A 17,509-nucleotide genomic window follows, 5' to 3' on the forward strand; every position below is an offset into this window, starting at 1 on the left:
AAAGGATTTTTCATTCTACAACCCAAAAAAGAATTTTTTCTTGCAGGACGTAAACCCTTCCGGGTCCAGACCATGCATCATATTTTATATAAAACAAATGATAAAAGCAGGAAGGGAGATAGAATGAGTATTATTAATAAAATCGAAAACACCCGTCACCTGTTAACAAACCAACATATCGCTCCACATATCCCTGAGACCAAGAGATTATCTGAACAAAATCTGAGAAATATGCTTAAAAAATTTTCGACTGTATACCTGAAGCCCGATAATTCCTGTCAAGGAAAAGGGATTATGCGCATAGACCGTCAACCAAATGGTACCTATCTTTTGCGGATCCAATCCCAACCATGGAAATGGATTTACAAACATCCTTTTCCACTATGGAAAAAAGTACTTCAATTAAAAATGAAACGTCCCTACATTATTCAACAAGGAATCGATAGCTTTACATCAGCCGGAAATGTCTTTGATATTCGCACACATCTGCTCCGAATCGATGGCGAATGGGTAGTTGGCGGAATCATCGGCCGAATCGCAGCAAAAGATCATATAGTCACGAATGCGTATAGTGGAGGGAAATCAAAAAAAATCATTCCTTTACTTATGGAAGAGCTGGGCATGGATACTGATGAAGCCCATCATACAATCAATCAATTGATTCAGTTATCCAATGAATCAGTCAATGTCATCAGCCAAGTCCACCCCAAATGGTATGAATATGGGCTGGATATTGGGATCGATTCCAAACGTCATCTATGGATTTATGAAATCAATATCAAGCCTGGATTGCTCGTTTTCAAAGATGATCCCGAAACACATCAAAAAATCATGAAATTACGTGAACAAGCTTCCTAAAGACAATGGGGACGAAGAATCCTATTACTTCCATCCCCATTGTTCATTTTTATCTGTTCGTGTATGATTTCAGTATTTATAGCCAATTTGCCAACTTTTTCCATTGATAAAACAGCTGGAAAGACAGTGTTTTTCATTGCTTATGCTTTGTTGGACAGCTCTAGGATGCCCACTTTTTTGAACGCCACATTTTTCCATCCGCTGCCGAATGTACGGTTTGTTTCCTTACTTTTCCTGATCAACTTTTTCCAAGTGAGTGATCTCATGCACCTATTGATTATTCTTTCTAGTTTTTAAGATTACGCAGAACAAATTCTTCCGAAGGAGTGGATATGGCCTTCTTTTTCTTTTGATCCAGATCCGCTGCTTTTATGGTCTTCACTATCAATATGAATTGTTTTTCGTCAGAAATGATCGGCAACTGCCATTCCCATGTCACTGTTCCGTTTATTACATCTGTCCCTGCCATGTGCAAATTGCCAGATTCGGAGTCAGCATACATTTTTCCGGAGGAATCGACTAATTGAAGATGAAAAGAGGGAATCACTTCTTTTAGGTTTAAAGCCTGACTGGCTTCCGTTTTTCCCTGATCCGTGAACTGCGCAATGAATCGCAGGAAATTTCCCTGTTCCGTTTTCTTGATCCCTTTCAGTACCAGAATAACACGATCATCGATAATATATGGCTCATTTACTTTCAAATCTTTTTGAGTCCAGGGTAACTTCATCCCCTGAACGAAGAAGTAAGTGGCAAAAACAGAAAGCATCACAACCATGATTACCATTCCCACTAACCAAATAGGCTTCAACGGTGGTAAAAATGAAATCCTTTTCTTCTGTTGATCATCCTGCTCCTTCTGATCTATACCAATTTTTCCATTCTGGATTTGAGACAATTTCCATCACCGCTTTTCTTTATCCTCTTATAATATTTCTATTTCCATGGAGCATCCCTCTTTGGCCATCACCGTAAAATGGACCAGACGATATTGATCATTCAGTTCCAGATCTACTGCAAAGAGTAACTTAAATGGCAATGATTCATCCCAAATAGTAATGATAAAGAATGTTCACTCCGCCATTATAAAAATACAGCTCTTTAAACATTTCCTGTATCTTTTTAAAAGAGACCATCTGATACCTTGCAGGAATTTGAGCCTTTATCTCGCCTGATGAATCCGGTTTAACATGAACATATTTAATGCCACAAACTTTTTGGTTTTTATTTACGAATAATTCCACATCCCTATCCCAATAACCATACTTGGTCGTTTCTGAATCTATCGATTCCGTTTTTGCAGGATTACCCCAAGCTTGTACAACCTTTTTGATGGGTGTACCGATTCCAAAAGGAATCCCATACACTTTTCCATCATATGCCAAAAAAAATTTTTAAATCTCTTTACATCTGATTAAACAGAATCGTCTATTTCACTTCATTCATGTTCTGTTCCGTTCGTTCCATCATCTGCTTTAATTGAAGACTCATAAAGGCATTGCATTTCTCCGTTCCTACCGTAAAACCGACAAGGGATTCTTCTATATATAAAGGACTAGCCCCTTCACTTATTTCTAGCAGATACGGTAAAGCTTTATATAGATGTAAATTGTGCCCCCGCCAATAATCCTCATAAACGGGTTGACCAAAATTATTTTTTATATCAGAAATGAAAAGACCTTTATATCGCTTCGGTAATTCCCTTGCCGGAAAATGATCTGGTCCATTTTCATGGGAAAGGTGAATCGAACAGACTCTTTGTCTGTCATCTGTATGTATTATCACATCCTTTTGATCTAAAAAATAATACGCTTCTTTTCCTGACTGATTAGATGCCCCCCACGCTTGTTCCACCTCTTGAATGGGAGTCCCAACTTTAAAAGGAATTCCAAAAACATGTCCCTGTTTGGCCAACGACTGGATTTCCTGTACTAATCTTGTTTTCTCATTCACCGGTTCTTTGGCCATAATCTTTGCGAGCGATGGCAAATCCAGTTCAATCGCTTCAGGCTCAACAGCCATATATCCCTTTCCGACAAAATTGAGATCCATAAAGGGGATTTTGGTAATTTCCATATAAAAACTGTTGGCTTTTTCATTGAACCGCTTGGGAATGGCATATTCATAGGTCACTCCCTGCTCATCCCGTTTGATAAACTGTGCATGAATGGAAGAAGCAGAAACCCATTCACGATCCTGATCATCCAACAGGCGAAACTCGATGAGAGGCATCACCGGAATTTTTTCCTGGAGCTTTAATGCCCCCTTTTTTCCTTCATCCGTCAGTTTCATATTGATCGTAAATACAGTGCCTTGTTCACTTTTTCTCACTTCCTTCAACTCAAGGACAAGAAGGTCTGCTACGGTTACAGGCTGGTTTAAGGCAAGTTTTTTTGCATGAAGCTTAACCACGAAAATAACAACGATCACAGATAGCAAAATGACGAAACTGGCTATTCCTATCCACAAATGTTTTTTCCTTTTCGATTGTATTGTTTTTGCCTTTTCATCCAAATTCGATTGAATACGTAACAGTTGTTGGTTATATATTTGACGTTTCTCCACATCTAATAGGACATTTTGAATTTCTTCAAGTAATTGAATCATCTCATCTGACTGATTCGCCAATTTTTTCGTATCAATGGCTTGACGAATTTCCTCTGTTGTAGCTGTTTGGGATATTCCTAATATTTGATAGTAGTTTTTCATCAAACCTCTTCCTTTTAAAATATTAGTCTAGGTAATTTTATATTTATCATTATTCTTATTATTTAATGTATTATTTTATCATTAACATATCTTTTATACAATCAAAAATAAAGCAATTTATCTTCATTGAAGTATATTTAAAATTTAATTCATTAAAGAATAATTATAGAATACCCTTTATCAAGCCCAAGTTTTTTTAACTCATACCTGAAATTTAGTAGATCGTAGCGAAACCACTTCCCTTTTATATTAGAAAAAATAATCAGATCAGACAAATTGCTGCACTTAACATTACTAACGCGAAAGCCTGGCAATACTTGTTGATCACTAGAGAGTTGTATCTACAAAAAAGCTAACATGATATCGTTGGTTTATTTCTCATTCGTGAAAAAGAAAGGAGTTGGATCTTCTCCAACTCCTCAACATTTTCCTTTCCCTTAAACCACATATTTTTCAGCATCAAGAACCCGTTTCGCAATCGCACGTTTGATTGCAACTTCATTTAATGGCTCAATGCGGGTGAATTTTTTCAGCATGGAAAGCTGGGTACGCAAGGTATCTCCTTCTTCCATTGCTGCCAAAGCATGACGTGCGAAGGCATCAACACGTTGCATGGATTCATAGATAAAGGCGCGGCAGAGATCAATTTTAGCTTGTTCTTTGGCTTCTCCATTTTTTGCAATCGCTTTGAGTGTACGCAAGAGAGCACTTTCCATCGCAAAAGTTTCAATCACGATATCTGAAATATCCCGAACAACTTCCTGCTCACGCTTAATATCGTCACCATATTTGAGTGCAGCCAACCCAGCAATCATCAGGAAAATCTTTTTCGCATTTTCTACATAGCGTTTTTCAGCATCCAGTACAGGTGCATCTTCTTCCGGCATGTATGGCATATACGTTAGAATTTCTTCCTGAAGCTGTTGTGCAGCCTGGAACAGCGGCAATTCGCCTTTCATCGCTTTTCTCATCAGTGTAACAGGGATGAGCAACCGGTTGATTTCGTTAGTTCCTTCAAAAATGCGGTTGATCCGGGAGTCACGGTACATATTTTCGATTTCATACTCGGACATAAATCCATAACCACCGTGAATTTGTACCCCTTCATCTACCACATAGTCGAGTACTTCTGAACCGAATACTTTTGCCACAGAGCACTCCAGTGCATATTCCCCGATCGCATTGGCCACTACAGAGCCCTCAGCATCCTCTACTCCTTCCAGACCTGCATCAAACTGTCCAGCAATGCGGTAGGCCAAGCTTTCAAGTGCATAAGTTTTGATAGCCATATTCGCGATTTTTTCGCGGATCAGACCAAATTTTGCAATGGGGATATTGAACTGTTTCCGTTGATTTGCGTACTGAGCTGAAATTTCAATCGCACGTTTTGCGGACCCCAATGTACCGACAGCCAGTTTATAACGCCCAATATTCAAGATGTTAAAGGCAATTTTATGCCCTTTACCAATTTCACCCAAGAGGTTTTCCACTGGTACTTTTGCATCTTCCAGAATGAGGGTTCGAGTAGAAGAACCTTTAATCCCCATTTTCTTCTCTTCTGGACCTACAGAAACACCTGGGAAGTCACGTTCGACGATGAATGCAGAAAATTTATCTCCATCCACTTTTGCATAAACCACAAAGACATCCGCAAAGCCAGAGTTCGTGATCCATTGCTTTTCTCCATTCAGGATATAATATTTGCCACAATCACTCAGTTTTGCTGTTGTTTTTGCACCTAAAGCATCCGAACCTGAAGAAGGCTCTGTTAATGCATAAGCAGCGATTTTACGGCCTGTCGCCAGATCAGGAAGATATTTTTTCTTTTGTTCTTCATTACCGAAGAATACGATCGGCAATGTACCAATTCCAACATGTGCACCATGTGACAAACCAAAGGAACGTCCCAAGGACATTTTTTCGGTAATCAAGCTAGAGCTGATTTTATCCAGCCCAAGACCTTCGTACTTCTCTGGAACATCTGCACCGAGAAGACCAAGCTCTCCTGCTTCTTTTAGCAATTTAACTGTATGCTCAAATTCATGTTGTTCAATTTTTTCAAGTACAGGCCAAACTTGATTTTTTATGAATTCTTCTGTGGTTTTGGCAATCATTTTTTGCTCTTCAGTAAAATCTTCTGGAGTAAAAACGCCAGATGGTTCTGTTTCTTCGAGCAAGAAAGCGCCACCTTTTACTTTTTTTACATCTGCCATTGGTAACCTCTCCCCTTTTTTCTTGATAAAAATCATGGAATCCTTTCATATACTGACTCTAAACACGCTCAATCAATCCAGCAGCTCCCATACCGCCACCAATACACATAGTCACTAAACCATATCGCTTTTGCCGACGCTCTAGCTCATTGATAATCGTTACAGTTAAACGTGCACCTGAACAACCCAGTGGATGACCTATCGCAATCGCACCGCCATTGACGTTAACAATTTCAGGATTCATATCAAGTTCACGAATAACAGCCAAAGATTGGGAAGCAAATGCTTCATTTAATTCAATCAGATCGATATCCTGTAAGCGGACACCCGTTCTTTTGAGAAGTTTTGGCACAGCGACAACGGGTCCGATTCCCATTACATCCGGATCAACCCCACCGACTGTAAAGCCACGGAAAACAGCTAATGGTTTGACACCCAACTCTTCCGCTTTTTCTCTGGACATAATGAGTACAGCCGCAGCTCCATCACTGGTTTGTGATGAGTTCCCAGCCGTAACCGTTCCATTTACTCGGAAAGCCGGGCGAAGTTTTGCCAACGCTTCTAATGATGTATCTGGACGTACGCCTTCATCCGTTTCGAAAATTTTTTCCGTTTCCTGTAATTTACCCTTTTCATCGATGTAGCGATCTACTACCTTAATCGGCACAATTTCATCTTTAAACTTTCCAGCCTGGATCGCTGCATATGCTTTTTGGTGACTGGCCAAAGCAAAGCGATCCTGATCTTCACGGGAAATGTTATACCGTTTCGCTACTTCCTCCGCTGTATGCCCCATCGACATATAAGCTTCTGGCATATGTTCAATCAGATAAGGGTTTGGTGAAGGTTTAAATCCAACCATGGGTACCATACTCATGCTTTCAATTCCGCCAGCAATCATGATATCCGCAAAGCCTGTCATAATTTTCTCTGCTGCAATCCCGATCGTTTGTAAACCTGACGAACAAAAGCGATTAACCGTCATGCCAGGAACACTGGTCGGTAACCCGGCACGCAAGGCAACAATCCGTGCCAGATTCATGCCTTGCTCTCCTTCAGGGAAGGAACATCCCATAATCACATCGTCAATCTCTTTGGGATCTACTTGAGGAACACGCCGTAAGAGATCTTTCACTACAGCTGCACCGAATTCATCCGGACGGGTATTTCTTAGCGTACCTTTGTGAGCTTTTCCGACCGCGGTTCTAGCCCCCGCGACGATAACTGCTTCACGCATGGGATCTCTCCTCCTTTATTTCTCTTCCCTTAATTGCGTAATGGTTTTCCTTTTGCGAGCATATATTGCATCCGCTGTTGTGTTTTCGGCTCCCCGATCAGACTGAGGAACGCTTCACGCTCCAGATCCAACAAGTATTGTTCACTGACCAATGTTCCTTCAGGTACATTTCCACCTGCAAGTACAAAGGCCAATTTGCAAGCGATTTTATAGTCATGCTCTGTAATATATCCGCCCAAGAGCAATTCACGAGCCGCCAATTTCATCAAGCTATAACCTGTTTCACCTACAACAGGAATTTGGACCGGTTGTGGTGGTTTGTAACCGGATTTTGCCAAGCCGAGAGCAACCTGCTTCGCATCATAGAGGAGGTGATCACGGTTCACAGTGATGCCATCACACGGACGCAAGAATTTGTACTTACGTGCATCCAAGGCACTCGTCGATACTTTGGCTTGCCCAATGGCCATAAATACATGGTTTACCATTGGTTGAAGTGCAACTTTGTCTTTTGGATCAACGCCTTCCATCCAACGGATCAACATTTCTTTGTTACCGCCACCACCTGGAATAAGACCGACACCAACTTCAACCAGTCCCATATACGTTTCAGCAGCTGCCTGAATCCGATCGGCTGGTAAACATACCTCCACACCGCCACCTAATGTCATGCCAAATGGTGCAGCGACTACAGGTTTATCTAAATAGCGGAGAGAGCCCATCGCTTTTTGGAATTGACGAACCATCAGATCAATCTCGGGCCAGTTATAATCTTGCGCCTCCATCAGCATTAACATCAGGTTCGCACCTACACAGAAGTTTGGCGCCTGATTACCGATCACTAACCCACGATAGTTCGCAGAAACTTCCTTGACTGCATAGTTGATCATCGTAATAATCTCTGCACCAATCGCTTGTTTTGGCGAATGGAACTCCAAACAAGCAATATCATCTCCGATATCAATCAAGCTGGCACCACTATTTTTCTTAATCACTTTGCCTTGCTCTTTCAAAAGAGCCAGATTAATCACTTTCTCATGTTCTTCAACTTCTTTCCATTTACCACCAATATGGAAAGCATGAACTTTTCCTTCTTCTTTTTGATAGAAAGAGGTTCTTCCAGAAGCAAGCAGGTCTTCAACCAACTTTGGAATCGTTTCTCCTTCTTCCCGCATACGGGCAACGGATTTTTCGACTCCAATTGCATCCCACATTTCAAATGGACCTAAATCCCAATTGAAGCCCCATTTCATCGCTTGGTCAATTCCGACAATATCATTCGCAATTTCTTCCAGATGTTGTGCTGAATACAAGAGGACTTTCTTCGTGATCGTCCAAGCCAATTTACCAGCGGTATCATTGGAATAAACCAATGCTTTTAGCTGGTCTGCCAAGGTTTTTCCCCGTTTTGCCTGATCCAATGAAGGCGCTTTTAATTTTTTGCGCGGACGATACTCCAGTGTTTTCGGATCAAGAGCCAGAATTTCATTACCTTTATCGGTTTTTACTTTTTTATAGAAACCTTGTCCAGTCTTGCTACCCAGCCATTTATTATCCACCATTTTTTGCAACAAAGGCGAAACTTTAAAAACAGCTTTCTCTTCTGGATCATTCACGTTCTCATAAACGTTATTGCATACATGTACATAGGTATCCAATCCAACCAAATCCAAAGTACGGAACGTAGCGCTCTTGGGCCGCCCCATCGCCCGACCTGTTACTGAATCGACTTCATCCGGTCCAAGTCCCAGATCTTCCATTGCTTGCAAGGTCACTTGCAAACCATACGTACCGATTCGGTTAGCGATAAAGTTCGGAGTATCTTTACACAAAACCACTCCTTTACCCAACACTTCTTCTGCAAACGCTTTCATTGATTGTACAATCGCCTTGTCTGTGGAATGACCAGGTATAATCTCCAGCAATTTCATATAGCGTGGGGGGTTAAAGAAGTGTGTACCTAAAAAATGCTTTTTAAATTCTTCAGAACGACCTTCCACCATTTGATTGATGGAAATACCGGAGGTGTTTGAGCTCACAATGATACCGGGTTTCCAAACTTTTTCAATCCGTTCAAACAAATCTCTTTTGATCTGCAAATTTTCAATAACCGCTTCCACAATCCAGTCCACTTCACTTAATTGATCAAAGTCATCTTCCAAGTTGCCAACCTTGATCAAACCAGCTACTTCCTTGCTATATAGCGGAGAAGGCTTTTCCTTAAAAAGACGATCCTTACCTGCTTGAGCCAAACGATTTCTTGCTTTTTTATCTTGCTTTTCCTCATCGGTTAAATCCCGTGGAACAATATCTAACAAGTACGTAGAAATCCCAACATTAGCCAAATGCCCAGCGATGGCTGCACCCATGACTCCAGCGCCGATTACGGCAGCTTTTTTGATTTTCGCCAAGGTGATTCCTCCTCCTACATCCAATATGAATGAACAATCATTCATTTTTCGTGATAAAAAAAACATCACTAACAACGACGATTCATATCAAAAATTGAACTTCTTTTTTAACTCATTACAATAATATTATTTATCGGTTTTCAATCTGAGTCAAGGGGGATAGACATAGTTTTGTTATAAAAAATAATATAATATCCCTTGACAAAAAATTCCCCCTTTTCACAGGAACCATTTATATAAAAACGTATCTTTTCCAAGGTACCTTTGAATTGTCAACGACCTGATATCATCACTAATCTAACAGCAGCTAAAACGGTTTTGATGCAATTCATCATAAGACAGATGAAACTGTGAAAAATTATGTTATGATAAACAAGGAATGCTAGAAATTAGAGGAGTAGAACAAATTGAAACAGAAATCGATCATTATTCAATTGATCGTAACAGCAATATTATTTTTAACCATTGGCTTTTATGTCACTTCTGGCCAAGATATTGCAGCAGCTGAACCACCTCAATCTCGAGGAGATGATGGTACCAAGACAGTCATTTACTACGCTCCTCATGCTGATGATGAAGTATTGACTTATGGAATCCCCATTATTAATGATATTCGTGATGGGAAAAATGTAGTTTTGGTTCTTTTATCACAAGGAGAAGTTTCCAAAGCTTTGCATAATATCAATCGACGACTGAAAAAAAAGATTACCCGTGAAGAATTCGCCAAAGCACGGGTCAGGGAGTTTCACCGGGCCGCATCCATACTGGGAGTCAAAGCGGAAAATCAGTACGATTATAAACTCAAAAACATGGACTTCGATCACAAAGAACTGCAACATATAATCCTTTTCTTCGAAAAAAAATATCCCCATGCCATACACAAGGGGATGAGCATATACGACTATCACAAAGACCATGCTGATGTAGGACGAGCACTTCTTACCTTAAAGCTTCAAGGAAAGATTCAGCATTATGTCACCTATGCTTCAATCTATACGGATCGTTTAAACAAAAATCGCATTCCGAGTCATCGCATTTCTGGCAGAATTATTCATTTACGGACATACTCGGATGCTTTGATCCTTGATCGTGCAATTCAGGTGTATAAAGACTGGGACCCGGAAAATGGTTGGTATGCTTGTGGATACCTTAGTGTTCCAAGACAATTCAAGCTACTTCAATATCGCAAATATACCAAGGAAACCAACTACTGATTTCAGTGATTGAATCGTTGCAGAATCGGTTTCTTGAATTTAGCCAGAAACCGATTCCTTCACTTAGCTACTGTACTTTTTGGACTATGGAAATTTTTTCTCCTCCAGTTGAGCGACAGATGCTTCCAATAAAAAGCTCAAGCGAATTTTGGTTCCTCTACCTATTTCACTTTCAATATCAATCCTTCCATCATGCGCCTTAATCAACTGCTCAGCAATCGCCATTCCAAGACCTGTACCTGTCTCATTCTTTTTGGCACGGGTACCACGAAAATACCGATCAAACAAGTGTGCCAACGTTTCCTGATCCATTCCAACCCCATTATCTTCGATTACAATAAAAATCTGATCTTTGGTGACATCTTGTTCAACGCTTACATTTATTTTGGTACCTGGAGGATTATGAACGACTGCATTTATCAATAAATTATTTAAAGCTCGCTTAAACCACTTCACATCCACTGGATAAATCAATTCTTCTTTCGCTGGATGAAACTCAATTTCCATTGCCTCTGCCCGTGGATCATTGACGATATCAATGACAGCTCTTCGTACCAATTCAACCAAATTAAACGGTTTCTTTTGTAGATGGAGTGCATCATTTTTCAGGCGGAAGGTAAGATTCAGATCGTTAATTAAATTTTCCATGTAATTGGCTTTATCCTGAATGACTTTTGCATACTGGCGTACCTCTTCTTTACTCCATTCGTATTGAGGTTCTGCCAACAAATCTGCATATCCCTTTACGGCTGAGAGAGGAGTCTTTAAATCATGGGACACCCCAGCAAGCCATTCCTCACGTGTTTTCTCCAGCTTTCGCCGATCCTGATCATTTTTCTTTAATACAAAAGTAAGGTATTTCAACGCTTGAATGACTTCAATAAAATCACGGTACGACCTTTTCAGGTCTCCAGTAAAACGGCTAATACTGCGAGGAACACCGTTTTTGCTAGGCTCTTCATAGATGCCTACAGCCAACTGTTTCAACCATTGCATAATATGCAACATGGGAGAGGTAAAACGCAAAGCAAAAATAATCGACACGATGACAAGCGACAGTACAAAGCTGACAATCCCTCTCAAAGTCGTATATGTCGCTTTTTCTGCTATATCTTGGGACATACCAAAATCACGATAATATTTTTCTAGAATTGGCTCGGAAAAGCCAAATAACCATGTCAACCTTTTTCCATTTACTGTATCCGTCATGTGAAAAATGTGTTGCTGTAAATTAATGGTTTCATCATAATAAACAAATTCACCGGGTGCATAATGACGAGGATATGAATCGGGGCGATGATATTGGTATACTTCGTTTCCATTTTCATCCAAAATCTGGAGCCAGGCATTTGCTAACCGAATTTCCCGTAAAGCCTCCTCTGAAACAGCTATTTTATCTGCACTTACAACGGTGGATTTTTTGACTAACTCTGTATCAAAGGGTGCATAACCAAAAACCCAAGTCAATTTTCTGTCATTGACCGTTGAATAAAATGTATACACTTGATATCCTGTTGAAAAGTTTCCTTTTTTCAGATCCGTCAATTGTAAATAGGTATACTTCTCTGGCATCGTTTTTGGTTTTTGATATTGATAAATCTCGTTTCCCTGTTCATCTAAAATTTGGAGCCAATCTTTCCTGGCATCCAATTTTCGGAGGGTCTGAGTCGAGATCGAAACTTGATGATTATGGAAACGGGTTTGGTTCATAATCTCTTGATACAGTTCTTGTTTCCCTTTTTCCTCTGCATGTTCCCATGGCCATCCATACACCATGTAGTAACCAATGCTGTTAAAAAAAATAAACAGAAAGAGATACAAAAACACGATAGCCAGCAGGATGAAAATAAACCTTCCCCAAGTTCTCATTTTATCTTCCCTCGATCAACTACCATCTTATATCCCAAACCCCTCACCGTTACCAAATACTGTGGGCGACTTGGATTTGGCTCGATCTTTTCACGAATGCGTCGAATATGTACCATGACCGTGTTATCGTCCCCCAGACTCTCTTCACCCCACACCTGTTCATATAATTGCTGTTTACTAAAAATTTGATTAGGATGTGCACATAAATAAGCTAACAGCTTAAATTCCATTGCAGGACATGGCACTTCCTGTCCATCTACCATCAGTTGTCCGGAATCCAGATCAAGACGAAAATGTCCATAATCATACACTTTTCTCTCCTTTTGCTCTGGAAGATGAATTCGATGGATTCGCCTGAGTTGCGCTTTTACACGTGCAGCCACTTCCAGTGGGTTAAATGGTTTGGTAATATAATCGTCCGCTCCCATACTGAATCCAACCAATTTATCCAAATCGGTATTCTTGGCTGTCAAAAACAAAATCGGAACATCTGTAAACTTTCGAAACTCCCGGCATACATCAAATCCTTCCATATCCGGTAACATCACATCCAGAATAATGAGATGGGGATGGAATCGTTTTCCTATGTTGATCGCAGTTTGTCCATCCAATGCGGTATAGATATGCCGAAAACCTTCTTTCGTTAAGACAATTTTTAAAAGATCTATAATCGATTGTTCATCATCCACCAATAAAATGCGTGCTTCTGACATACCTGACTTCTCCTTTATTTTGAGTCAATCTCTCATTATTTTAGCAAAAAAGATCCCTCTTACAGGGATCTTTTATGAAAATTTAGGATTCGTTAAGATAAAAAATAATACCAATTCCTTAATACATTTCTTGATTTTTAGGCATAGGATTTCCAGTTTTCCTACCTGAAATAAAGATCATGTGATAGGTAGCATACACTTTCTTCTTCCAACGAAATGCAAGCGAATATTTATCCATTACTTCCTGTAATATATGCGAACTTGTAATAATATTCCGTCTCATATCACTAAAACTTTCACCAGTCGCTTTAATGGTATATAAAAAGTCACGACAACTTGGATATAATTGTCTTAGCCACTTTTCCTTGGAATCAACATCTGCATATCCACCTTGTCGGAAAAAACCTTCCCAAATATCTGAGGGATAAAATGGCAAGATATGAACTCCTGGTACTACCCCCATGTCATTTTCCACTTTTCGAAACAGATCAGCAAGTTCTTGTAAAGTATCAGGCCCATAAGTGGACAATAAAAGAGCACCCTGCGTTGTCAAGGCTTTTCTCCATTTACGAATCGCTTTTAGTGGTGATTGGAACCAGTGAATCGTTGCATTCGAAATAATTAAATCAAAACTGTTTTCCTTCCATTCCATCTCTTCCGCATCTTCTACAATAAATTGAACCCGAGAAAGTGGACTTACTTTTTCACGGGCAAGCTGAACCATATTATCTGCAAGATCCACTGCTGTTATCTTCACTTCCGGATAGTAGTCCAATAAAAGCTGGGTCAGATAGCCAGTCCCACATCCAATTTCAAGGATATGCTGTCCACACCATGCACTGTTTCTCAATTGCCATAAGAGCTGATAGGCCATTCGTCTTTGGATCACTGCGTGTTCGTCATAGGTGAATGCCGCCCGATTAAAGCGTTTCGCTACCCATTGTTTATCGATATATACTTCCAATCATGATCGAAAACATAGTCAAAGATGACTTGTTTTCTTCCTCCTTTCATATAAATTCATTTGTATACAAATTTGCTATTCTTCCTCTTTTTTTACTTTTATTTCCTTTCATGCATATCAATAAGAAGAAGAGCCTCTCGCCAAGCACTTCCTCTTATAAGAGCACGTCACAAACAACCGATATGATCTAAAATAAATTGCTGAACTGTTTGAGTCGCTTGTTCGATTGTGGCTAATTCATTGAAGCGAAAACAAAAGTTTCCCTTTTTCTCTCCCGTGTTCGCATATCCTTCTACGGATCCATCCAAGTTGCGAGCTTTTTTATGAAATTTGAACAAACCACTTACTTCCTCATTGATGTTGGTTATCTGATACATAAAGATGATTTCATCCAGTTGATCATGCAACCACATTTCAGGATAAAACTTTAGAATCTGAATCGTTCCGAATTTGGCACCTGTATAACCTTCATTGTGCAATCGAAAACCGAGTGCTTCAAAAGCTCCCAAAAAATTTTTTTGTAAACCAATCGGATGAACAGCCACATAATCTCGATCAAATGAGTCCAAACCGTATTTAATTTCCAAATTGCTCTGGAAATAGAAACGCGTATGGATGCGGGAAACGGGCAAGCACTTAGGACAGATAAATTGAAATGGAAATTCCCTTGTTTCTCCTTCTTTGATTAAAGTCCTCTGATTCACTTGAATCACAGCGACCGTTTCATCTATATCAATAAACTCCCCATCTTTTTTGAAACTGGAAGCGAGTCGAAAATCAACATATAAGCTTTCGATTTCTTGTTCAACTTTTCCCCCTTTCAACACAATTTGACCGATAACAGGTTCTCCCATCGTCAACGATTCCTGATTTAATATTAAATCAATTTTGGCTGAACCAATCCCCGCAGAAGCCAATAACTTCTTAAACATAAAGTAATCAACTCCTTTGGGGATATCGTAACATAATATGTAAATGATAGAAACCAAAAAGGGCTGATCCAATGGATGTCGATTTATCATGAAACCCCCTAAAAAAATAACCCGTATCACAATCAAGTGATACAGGTCAATCCAGCTTGTTGACAAAGTATCTGTTATGTGCCAGTTTTCCTTTTCTGTTTCACTCCCGCTCTATAAAAACGAGCAAAAGTCGTTCAACCGCTCCGAATCACAATGCACATTCTTCAATTTCAAAGCCCAAGTCTTCAATCATTTGATGGTCAAGACTGGCAGCCTGACCTTCTGTCGTCAAATAATCTCCAACAAAAATGGAATTGGCTGCATAAAGAGCAAGCGGTTGCAAGGAGCGCAAATTCACTTCCCGTCCACCTGAAACCCGAATTTCCTTACTTGGACAAATGAAACGGAACAAAGCGAGAACCTTTAAACAATATCTGGGATTTAACTCTTTCATATGCTCAAGCGGAGTTCCTGGAATTGGATTTAAGAAGTTTACCGGAATCGAATCTGCATCCAAATTGCGCAATTCATAAGCAATCTCCACTACCTGCTCATGGGTTTCTCCCATTCCAATTATGCATCCTGAGCAGGGAGAAATACCCGCTTCTTTTACTTTTTCCACTGTTTGCACACGATGATCATAAGTATGTGTAGTCGTAATATTTCCATAGTGACTTGCACTCGTGTTCAAATTATGATTATAGCGATCCACACCCGCCTCTTTTAAACGCCGAGCCTGTTCTTCATTTAAAATTCCCAGACAAGCACAAATTTTAAGTCTATATTCTTTCTTAATCTCTCGTACTGCTTCAATGACTTCATCCAATTCTTTTGGAGTGGGACCTCGTCCACTCGCTACAATACAATATGTCCCCGCCTTTCTGGCCAAAGCTTCTTTTGCCCCTTCAACCAATACGTCTTTTTTTAACATCGTATATTTTTCTATAGGGGCCGTGGAAATGATCGACTGGGAACAATAGCCACAATCCTCTGGACACAAACCACTTTTGGCATTAATAATCATGTTCAGCTTAACTTTTTTCCCATAAAAATGGCGCCGAACTCGAAACGCCGCTTGCAAAATGGCAAGCACTTCATCATCATCTGCCTGTAATACAGACAATGCTTCTTCCTTGGTCAGACACTCCCCGGCCAAAGCTTTATCAGCGTATCTCTCCCACCGAGAATAAATATGTACAGTTGACTGGCTCACTTTTTACCCACTCTCCCATTTTATTGTAAACTATATATCAATAATAGTTTACATTATATAACTCAAGTATATCATGCTCCCCCTCTTTGATCTACCTTTTTTCAGATCAATGATCCCATTCAAAGCAAAAAAGACTCTTTTCCCTGGCCATGGAAAAAGAGCCTTTACTCTTGTTGTCTAAAACTTGAATAAATATATAAACAGTCCCACATGATTCCTTATAGATACTTCTTGATAATTCGATGTACTTCCTGAGAAGTTTGTACTGAATCAACCAGTTCATTATCAATATATACATCTAAAAGAAGCGGACCATCTTCCACCTGACGACCTTTTACCTCAATGATTACATCCCGATCATAGCGTCCCCATTTCCATCCATCTTCAAAGAAATCAAAAGGATATACTTGCCATGAACCTGTTGGTTTATTATTTACCATCTTGATATAGGGCGCTTCCTGATTACCGGTTGCCTCAAAATATCCTTTATTCACTTTCACCCAGCCAGACGCTGTCTTCTCCCAACGTTTTTGGTAATATTTACCTTCAATAACTTCGAAGCCATACAATTCCTCTTCAGAGAAGAAATCTGCTGGGAAGCAACGAAATTTCCCAGTTTCAGGATCTTTGATCAGTTTCGCCGGATCACCCTCTGCCAATCCTCTACGGCGAATTTTCTCCAGTTCTGCTTTTTTGCAAGCATCTTCAAGTGCTTTTAACACAAAATCACTTTTTTTCATCTTTTTCTCACGGATCGCTTCTTCCATCCGTTCTGCCAATTCTGGAGGAATTTCGCTAATCAGATACTTTTCGGGATTGCTACGCCAACGTTCAACCCATGCATCTTCTTCCCAACTTTCATCGTCCAGCGCATTCCCCTCATCATATACTTCATATGGACTCTGTTGCAAGCTTTTGGAACTGATCGGTTCCACACTTAAATGTGTTTTTTCTTCCTCTAAAATCTCCTGCAACATATTTTTGTCTTTCGCCAATTCGCTCTCCAGTTCAGGAAAACGCATATATTCGATTTCTTCCGCTGTATCAAATCCCTTTTTTATGCTCAATCGCCAGACACCCTTTCTCCATTGAATACTCTTATATAATGATACCTAAATCCGGTTGTTTCGACTCAATTAATTTATGACA

General features: G+C 39.9%; 14 protein-coding genes. 2 read left to right on the plus strand and 12 right to left on the minus strand.

Annotated features, from left to right (window positions below; genetic code table 11):
* Nucleotides 1-123: 123 nt before the first annotated feature.
* On the plus strand, nt 124-858 hold the full coding sequence (locus tag BMZ78_RS00415; RefSeq protein ID WP_175482214.1) for a YheC/YheD family protein: 735 nt from the start codon (nt 124-126) through the stop codon (nt 856-858).
* Nucleotides 859-1,144: 286 nt separating this feature from the next.
* Here BMZ78_RS00415 and BMZ78_RS00420 read toward each other — a convergent pair whose 3' ends face one another.
* The 6 genes from BMZ78_RS00420 to BMZ78_RS00445 all read right to left on the minus strand — a co-directional run bounded on the left by BMZ78_RS00420 (nt 1,145) and on the right by BMZ78_RS00445 (nt 9,425).
* Nucleotides 1,145-1,753: a hypothetical protein gene (locus tag BMZ78_RS00420; RefSeq protein WP_093227024.1), complete on the minus strand. Its 609-nt coding sequence runs from the start codon at nt 1,751-1,753 to the stop codon at nt 1,145-1,147.
* 145 nt (nt 1,754-1,898) lie between these two features.
* Complete coding sequence (locus BMZ78_RS00425; RefSeq protein ID WP_093227026.1) at nt 1,899-2,240, minus strand: DUF4309 domain-containing protein; 342 nt, start codon at nt 2,238-2,240, stop codon at nt 1,899-1,901.
* Between the two features lie 43 nt (nt 2,241-2,283).
* Nucleotides 2,284-3,564 carry a DUF4309 domain-containing protein gene (locus tag BMZ78_RS00430; protein ID WP_093227028.1) on the minus strand — a complete coding sequence of 427 codons (1,281 nt, stop codon included), beginning with the start codon at nt 3,562-3,564 and terminating at the stop codon, nt 2,284-2,286.
* Between the two features lie 437 nt (nt 3,565-4,001).
* Nucleotides 4,002-5,777: an acyl-CoA dehydrogenase family protein gene (locus BMZ78_RS00435; RefSeq protein ID WP_093227030.1), complete on the minus strand. Its 1,776-nt coding sequence runs from the start codon at nt 5,775-5,777 to the stop codon at nt 4,002-4,004.
* 58 nt (nt 5,778-5,835) lie between these two features.
* Nucleotides 5,836-7,014: an acetyl-CoA C-acyltransferase gene (locus BMZ78_RS00440; protein ID WP_093227032.1), complete on the minus strand. Its 1,179-nt coding sequence runs from the start codon at nt 7,012-7,014 to the stop codon at nt 5,836-5,838.
* 29 nt (nt 7,015-7,043) lie between these two features.
* Nucleotides 7,044-9,425, minus strand: coding sequence for a 3-hydroxyacyl-CoA dehydrogenase/enoyl-CoA hydratase family protein (locus BMZ78_RS00445; protein WP_425263896.1), 2,382 nt, complete (start codon nt 9,423-9,425; stop codon nt 7,044-7,046).
* A 407-nt stretch (nt 9,426-9,832) separates the two neighbouring features.
* Here BMZ78_RS00445 and BMZ78_RS00450 point away from each other — a divergent pair, with 407 nt between their 5' ends.
* Entirely contained in the window at nt 9,833-10,639 is an 807-nt protein-coding gene (locus BMZ78_RS00450) for a PIG-L deacetylase family protein (protein ID WP_093227034.1), read from the plus strand.
* 84 nt (nt 10,640-10,723) lie between these two features.
* Here BMZ78_RS00450 and BMZ78_RS00455 read toward each other — a convergent pair whose 3' ends face one another.
* From BMZ78_RS00455 to BMZ78_RS00480, 6 genes are all read right to left on the minus strand, one after another.
* Entirely contained in the window at nt 10,724-12,508 is a 1,785-nt protein-coding gene (locus BMZ78_RS00455) for a HAMP domain-containing sensor histidine kinase (protein WP_093227035.1), read from the minus strand.
* Entirely contained in the window at nt 12,505-13,221 is a 717-nt protein-coding gene (locus tag BMZ78_RS00460) for a response regulator transcription factor (protein ID WP_093227037.1), read from the minus strand. Before BMZ78_RS00460 ends, BMZ78_RS00455 begins: the two co-directional genes overlap by 4 nt.
* 118 nt (nt 13,222-13,339) lie before the next feature.
* A complete protein-coding gene (bioC, locus tag BMZ78_RS00465) occupies nt 13,340-14,185 on the minus strand; it encodes a malonyl-ACP O-methyltransferase BioC (protein WP_093227038.1) in 846 nt (281 codons plus the stop codon).
* Between the two features lie 167 nt (nt 14,186-14,352).
* On the minus strand, nt 14,353-15,207 hold the full coding sequence (locus BMZ78_RS00470; protein ID WP_093227040.1) for a sporulation protein: 855 nt from the start codon (nt 15,205-15,207) through the stop codon (nt 14,353-14,355).
* A gap of 148 nt (nt 15,208-15,355) precedes the next feature.
* The gene (gene bioB / locus BMZ78_RS00475) at nt 15,356-16,360 is read right to left on the minus strand and encodes a biotin synthase BioB (RefSeq protein WP_281244507.1); all 1,005 of its coding nucleotides are present in this window, start codon (nt 16,358-16,360) and stop codon (nt 15,356-15,358) included.
* A gap of 218 nt (nt 16,361-16,578) precedes the next feature.
* Nucleotides 16,579-17,427 carry a hypothetical protein gene (locus BMZ78_RS00480; protein ID WP_093227041.1) on the minus strand — a complete coding sequence of 283 codons (849 nt, stop codon included), beginning with the start codon at nt 17,425-17,427 and terminating at the stop codon, nt 16,579-16,581.
* Nucleotides 17,428-17,509 lie beyond the last annotated feature (82 nt).

Source organism: Thermoflavimicrobium dichotomicum (assembly GCF_900114055.1).
In the GTDB taxonomy this organism is placed as follows: Bacteria; Bacillota; Bacilli; order Thermoactinomycetales; family Thermoactinomycetaceae; genus Thermoflavimicrobium; species Thermoflavimicrobium dichotomicum.